We start from the raw sequence: 6,275 nt of genomic DNA, 5'->3' as shown, positions 1-6,275 counted from the left end.
CATGCCCGGTCCGCCGGGGCGCCGGCCAGGGTACCGGACGGGGTGCCTCGGCCATGCACCAGCGCGAACACCACGGGCACGAAGATCAGGGTCGCCACGGTGGCGAACAGCAGGCCGCCGATCACCGCACGGCCCAGCGGCGCGTTCTGCTCGCCGCCTTCGCCCAGGCCCAGCGCCATCGGCACCATGCCGATCATCATCGCCAGCGCGGTCATCAGCACGGGGCGGAACCGGGTGAATCCGGCTTCGGTCGCGGCGCGGCGGGCGTCGGCGCCGGCCTGGCGCATCTGCTCGCGCGCGAAGCTGACCACCAGGATGCTGTTGGCGGTCGCGACGCCGATGCTCATGATCGCGCCGGTCAGGGCAGGGACGCTCAGCCGCGTATGGGTCAGGAACAGCATCCACACGATGCCGGCCAGCGCGGCCGGCAGGGCGGTGATGATGATGAACGCGTCGGTCCAGGACTGGAAATTGACGACGATCAGCAGATAGACCAGCAGGGTCGCGAAGCCCAGCCCGGCGAACAGCGCGGTGAAGGACTCCGTCATGGTTTCGACTTGTCCGCGCACGGCGACGCGCGACCCGCGGGGCAAAGCGGGGCGGGCACGGGCGACGATGCGGTCGATGTCGGCGGCTACCGCGCCCAGGTCGCGGTCCTGGGTGGTGGCGTAGATATCGACGGTCGGGGCCACGTTGTAATGGGTCTCGACCGATGGGCCGACATTGCGGGTGATGGTGCCGACCGCGCCCAGAATCTGCTGCGGACCCTGTTGCGGGCTCTGCCGGGCGCCGCCCGGCGCAGCCGGCGAGAGGGCGGTCAGCGGAATGTTGCGCAGCGCATCCAGCGAATCCAGTTGGTATTGCGGGGTCTGCGCCACCAGCGGATAGGACACGCCGTTGCCCGGATCCAGCCAGAAGCTGGGATTGATCTGAAAGGTGCCGGACAGCGCGGCCAGCAGCGCGTTGGCCACGTCGCGCTGGGTCAGCCCGATATCGCGGGCGCGGCTGCGATCGACCTGCACGTCGAATTCCGGATTGTCGTAATCCTGCTGGATGCGCGCGTCGGCGATGCCGGGCACGCGCCGGATGGCGCGCAGCAGCCCCTGGGCATAGCGGTTGTCGGCCGCCAGGTTGAAACCGCTGACCTGGACGTCGATCGGCGCGGGCGTGCCGAAATTCAGGATCTGGGTCACGATGTCGGCGGGCAGAAAGGCGAAGCCGACGCCCGGAAAGCGCGCCGGCAGCAGCAGGCGCAGCCGCCGCACGTAATCCGCTGTGGGGTCGTGCCCGTCCTTCAGCGTGATCAGGATATCGGCATCGGCGGCCGTGGTGGGGGCCGAGGTGCTATAGGTCATGTTGATGCCGCTGACCGGCAGGCCGATATTGTCGACCAGGCTGGCGATCGCGCGGGCGGGGATGACCGTGCGGACCGCGTCTTCGACCTGGTCGCACAGGCGGGCGGTTTCCTCGACGCGCAACCCGGCATGGGCGCGGACATGCAGCCGGATCTGCCCGCTATCGACCGAGGGGAAGAAATCGCGGCCCAGCCAGGGAAAAAGCAGCAGCAGCGACAGCACGACCCCGCCCAGGAACAGCGGCACGAAGGCGCGGCGGCGCGCCATGGCGGCCTCCAGCGCCGTGCGGTAGCGATCGCGCGCGCCGGTAAAGCCGCGTTCGAAGGCCCGTTGCAGGCGGACCAGCGGATTGCGCGGCGCGGCATTGCCGTCCTGTCCGGCATGCCGGCGCAGCCAGTATTTCGCCAGGGTCGGCACCAGCGTGCGCGACAGCAGGTACGAGGCGAGCATGGCGAAACAGATCGCCTCGGCCAGCGGCACGAACAGAAAGCGTGCCACCCCGCCCAGGAAGAACATCGGCGCGAAGACGATGCAGATGCACAGCGTGGCGACGAAGGCCGGCACCGCAATTTCCTGCGCCCCGGCCAGGATGGCGGGTTCGACCTCGGCGCCCGCTTCCAGATGGGCGTTGATGTTTTCGATCGCGACCGTGGCGTCGTCGACCAGGATGCCGACCGCCAGCGCCAGGCCGCCCAGGGTCATGATGTTGATCGTCTGCCCCAGCGCATAGAGCGCGATCAGCGAGGACAGGATCGAAAGCGGGATGGAGATCGTGATGATCAGGGTGCTGCGCCAACTGCCCAGGAACAGCAGGATCATCAGCCCGGTCAGGGTGGCGGCGACCAGCGCCTCGCGCACCACGCCGTCGATCGCGGCGCGGACGAAGACCGACTGGTCGCCGATCGGGTCGATCCGCAGCGCGGGCGGCGAGGCGGCGCGCACCTGCGGCAGGCGGCCCTTGATCTGGCTGATGATGTCCAGCGTCGAGGCGTTGCCGGTCTTCTGGATCGTCATCAGGCTGGCATGCCGCCCGTCGACGCGCACGATATTGGTCTGGGGCGCCGAGCCGTCGCGCACATGCGCCACGTCGTGCAGCAATAGGATCGTGCCGCCGATCGCGGCGATCGGCAGGTCGTTCATCGCCTGCGCGGTCAGCGGGCTGCCGTTCAGCCGGACATTGTATTCGAATTCGCCGATCTTCTCGGTGCCGGCGGGAATGATCAGGTTCTGGGCGTTGATCGTGTCGACGATATCCTGCGCCGAGACGCCGCGCTCCTGCATCCGGGCCTGGTCCAGGTCGATCTGGATCTGACGCTGCCGCCCGCCATAAGGATAGGGGATCGACGCGCCCGCCACGCCGGCCAACTGGGTGCGCACGAAATTATTGGCCAGGTCGAACAGCCCCTGCTCGGTGATGGTGGGGCTGGACAGCGCAAGCTGGATGATCGGCACGCTGGACGCGTTGTAGGACAGGATGAAGGGCGGCGTGATCCCCGGCGGCAATTGCTTCAGCCAGGCCTGCGACACGGCGGTCGCCTGGCTCATGGACAGGTCGACATTGGCCCCGCGGTGAAAGAACAGTTTCACGATCGCCATGCCGGTCAGGGACTGCGATTCGATATGGTCGATATCGTTCACCGCGACCAGGCAGGCGCGTTCGAAACCGCTGGTGATCCGCCCGCTCATGTCCTGGGGCGGCATGCCGCCATAGGTCCAGATGACGCTGATGACCGGGATGTCGATGGCGGGAAAGATGTCGGTCGCCATGCTCAGCACCGCCAGCGGCCCCAGAACGGACAGCAGCAGCGCGAGCACGATGAAAGTATAGGGTCGGCTCAGCGCGATCCTGACGATCCACATCTATCCTGTTCCCGGGGCCGGGCCGCGGCCCCGGCGATGAAGACGAAGTCGGTCACCAGGCGAACGGTCACGAGGCGAACGGGTGCGGCGCGACCGAGGCGTGGCCCTCCTGCATGACGTAGGACTGCATCTCCCGGGCCAGCGATTCCGCTTCCTCCAGCCGCAGTTTGACGATGTCGCCGATACTGACCAGACCGACCAGCCGGCCCGCATCGTCCAGCACCGGCACGTGGCGGCTGTGGCGGTCGGTCATCTTGCGGGCCACCGACACGATGTCCTCGGACCGCGTGGCGGTCGGAACGTCGCGGGTCATGATGTCGGCGGCGGTCAGCCGGTCGATCGCGTCGGCGCGATGGGCCATGGCCTCGACGATCGACCGTTCCGAGACCAGGCCCGCGATACGGCCCTGCTCGTCCAGCACCGGCACGGCGCCGATCCGGCGGTGGGTCAGCAGGTTAGCGATCGCCGTGACGCTGTCCTGGGGGCGAACGGTGACGACGCTCGTGCCCTTGCTGTTCAGGATATGCAGGACGGGAATGGTCATGGGGGTGTCTCCTCGATCCTTCAGCGCTTCATCGGTGACGCAAGTGCGGGGTGATGCAAGTGTGGGGTGGATAGACGGCTTCGGCCTGCCGATGATCGGACCGGTAATGACAGTGGGACGTGGTAACGATGGGTCGCGGTGCAAGGTTTCGGCACTGCGTTGCGCGTTCATAACGGCGTGAACGACCCATGAGACCCACGTTCCGTCCCGGCGACCGATGGCAGGACAGACGCGAGAATATCAGGAAAACAGGTTGATGGTGCCGTTATTCATTCCACCCGATGACCGTAAGTCCGATCCATGACGTAGTCCACCGTTCGACTTTTCTTTCATATATTTCGCGTGTGATTTGTCTTTTATTGGGTCGCACGGCTGAACCGAGCAAATCAGAAAGTCCATAGGTACGTCCAGGACGCAGGCCGTCAGTCGTCGCCGTGCCTGCCGATGTGGGTGGCGTGACGGAATGTCCGAATTTCGCTTCGTATTTATCCCATCTCGTGTTTATCCCATCTCGTGAAAATCGAGGACAAAAGAGGGCTTTCAAGGGCGATGGATCGCAATTGCGCCCGCTGGGCATCCGTCACGGTATTGTCAGCCATCGAGACCCTTCCGGTTGGACCGTTCCCGATTGTCGCGGGGCGCGATGGGTGGGTATATCGCTTTTCGCAACCCGTCTCATCAATCCTGTCGGGATTCGGTCATGCGGGTGGCCGGGGACGGCAGGCCGGGTGCAACCCCTGCGCGCGGCTGTCGTTGTGGCAGGACAAACAATGGGGGCGGAATAGTGGCACGCGGCACATTCGGAAAAATCGTCGCCGGGCTGGTGGCGGCGGGGCTGGTCGCCTACGGCGCGACGGTCGCGTTTCTGGACCATTTCGACCATCAGGGCGCGCCGCAGATCCCGCAGGGCAGCCTTTCGCTGCGCGACCCGGTGTCGATGAAGGCTTTCGCCGCGTTCCAGGAGGCACGGTGCGATTACTGTCACGTCGCCGGCACGAAGCTGCCTTTCTATTTCAGCCTGCCTTTCGCCAACCAGATCATGGCGCGCGACCTGACGCAGGGTCAGCGCCATTTCCAGTTCCGGCCGGTGATCGCGGCATTCCAGGCGGGCAAGCCGCCCTCGGTCGAGCAGCTCTCGCGCATCGAGGAGGTCATCACCCAGAACCGGATGCCGCCCTGGGCCTATCTGGCCCTGCACTGGCACGCCTATCTGGATGCGCGCCAGCGGCGGGACATCCTGGCCTGGATCGCCGACCAGCGCCGGCGCTATTACGCCACCCCCGGCGTGGCGCCGCAATTCGCGGGCGAGGTGATCCAGCCCATTCCCCAATCCGTTCCGGTGGACTGGCAGAAGGCCGAACTGGGCCGCCAGCTCTTCTTCGACAAGCGGCTGTCGGGTGACGGCACGCTGAACTGCGCAAGCTGCCACGGGTTGAATACCGGCGGGGTCGACCGGATGGTGACCGCGACCGGCATCAACGGCCAGAAGGGGCCGATCAATACGCCCAGCGTCTATAACGCCGTGTTCAACCTGGCGCAGTTCTGGAACGGCCGGGCCGCCGACCTGGCGGCGCAGGCGGCGGGCCCGGTGACCAATCCGGTCGAGATGGGGTCGCATGACTGGGCCACGGTCGCGGCGACCATCGCCGCCGTGCCGGAATACGCGACGGCGTTCGGAAGCCTGTACGGGCCGAACGCGGTGACCGAGAAGACCGTCACCAACGCGATCGCCGAATATGAAAAGACGCTGATCACCCCGGACAGCCGCTTCGACCTCTATCTGAAAGGCGACAGCCGGGCGCTCAGCGCGCAGGAATTGCGCGGCTATGCGCGCTTCAAGCAGATCGGCTGCTCGGGCTGCCACAGCGGCGTCGCGGTGGGCGGCGACGCGTTCGAGATCCTGGGCCTGGAAGGACCCTATTTCCAGGATCGCGACAAGCCGCTGACCCAGGCCGATCTGGGCCGGTTCGCGGTGACGCAGTCCCGGGCCGACCTGCAGCGCTTCAAGGTGCCCAACTTGCGCAACGTCGCGCTGACGCCGCCTTATTTCCATGACGGAAGTGCCGCGACCCTGGAACAGGCGATCCGCGTCATGGCGCGCTATCAGACGCCGGCCGGCTCTCTCTCCGACCAGGACGTGGCGGATATCGCCGCGTTCCTGCGCACATTGACCGGCAAGTTCCAGGGCATGGACCTGAAGGACGTGCCGGCCGAGCCGCCCTTGCGCCCGGCGGGATGATCCAGGCGGGCCAGCCGATCAAGTGGGCCCGGCCCGCCCGGCGCCGGCATTCCGCCCGCCCGTCTGGTCCAGCGCGTCGCGCACCGCATCGTCGTCCACCTGGTCGAAGATGCGGTAATGCGCGCCCACGGCCATGAACAGGTCTGGCCGGTGGGGGCAGACGATCTGGTCGCATTCCGGGGTCAGCTCGGCCAGGCTGTCGGGCGGGGCGACGGGAACGGCCAGGACCAGGCGGGCGGGGCGGCCCCCCAGCGTTCCCTGGCGCACGGCCTCCAGC

4 protein-coding genes and 1 pseudogene are annotated in these 6,275 nt (G+C 66.9%); 1 reads left to right on the top strand and 4 read right to left on the bottom strand.

Features of this window, described 5'->3' with window-relative positions; all coding sequences use genetic code 11:
* From HUK84_RS08585 to HUK84_RS23770, 3 genes are all read right to left on the bottom strand, one after another.
* A partial coding sequence (locus HUK84_RS08585) for an efflux RND transporter permease subunit (RefSeq protein ID WP_176639932.1) occupies positions 1-3,215 on the bottom strand: 3,215 nt, incomplete at its 3' end.
* Positions 3,216-3,282: 67 nt separating this feature from the next.
* Complete coding sequence (locus tag HUK84_RS08580; protein WP_176639931.1) at positions 3,283-3,759, bottom strand: CBS domain-containing protein; 477 nt, start codon at positions 3,757-3,759, stop codon at positions 3,283-3,285.
* A 265-nt stretch (positions 3,760-4,024) separates the two neighbouring features.
* A complete protein-coding gene (locus HUK84_RS23770; RefSeq protein WP_374729298.1) occupies positions 4,025-4,336 on the bottom strand; it encodes a nucleotidyltransferase family protein in 312 nt (103 codons plus the stop codon).
* Between the two features lie 207 nt (positions 4,337-4,543).
* On the opposite strand from HUK84_RS23770, the gene HUK84_RS08575 reads away from it, so the two are divergent.
* Positions 4,544-5,998 (top strand): cytochrome-c peroxidase, encoded by a 1,455-nt coding sequence (locus HUK84_RS08575; RefSeq protein ID WP_317135265.1) that lies wholly within the window; start codon positions 4,544-4,546, stop codon positions 5,996-5,998.
* A gap of 18 nt (positions 5,999-6,016) precedes the next feature.
* On the opposite strand, the pseudogene HUK84_RS08570 reads toward HUK84_RS08575, so the two are convergent.
* Positions 6,017-6,275, bottom strand: a pseudogene (locus HUK84_RS08570) (hypothetical protein); the annotation flags it as partial.

Origin of the sequence: Nguyenibacter vanlangensis, from assembly GCF_013376155.1 — a bacterium.
Lineage (GTDB): Bacteria > Pseudomonadota > Alphaproteobacteria > Acetobacterales > Acetobacteraceae > Gluconacetobacter > Gluconacetobacter vanlangensis.
The sequence above is the reverse complement of the archived record's forward strand: the minus strand, read 5'-3'. Positions and strand labels throughout refer to the sequence as shown.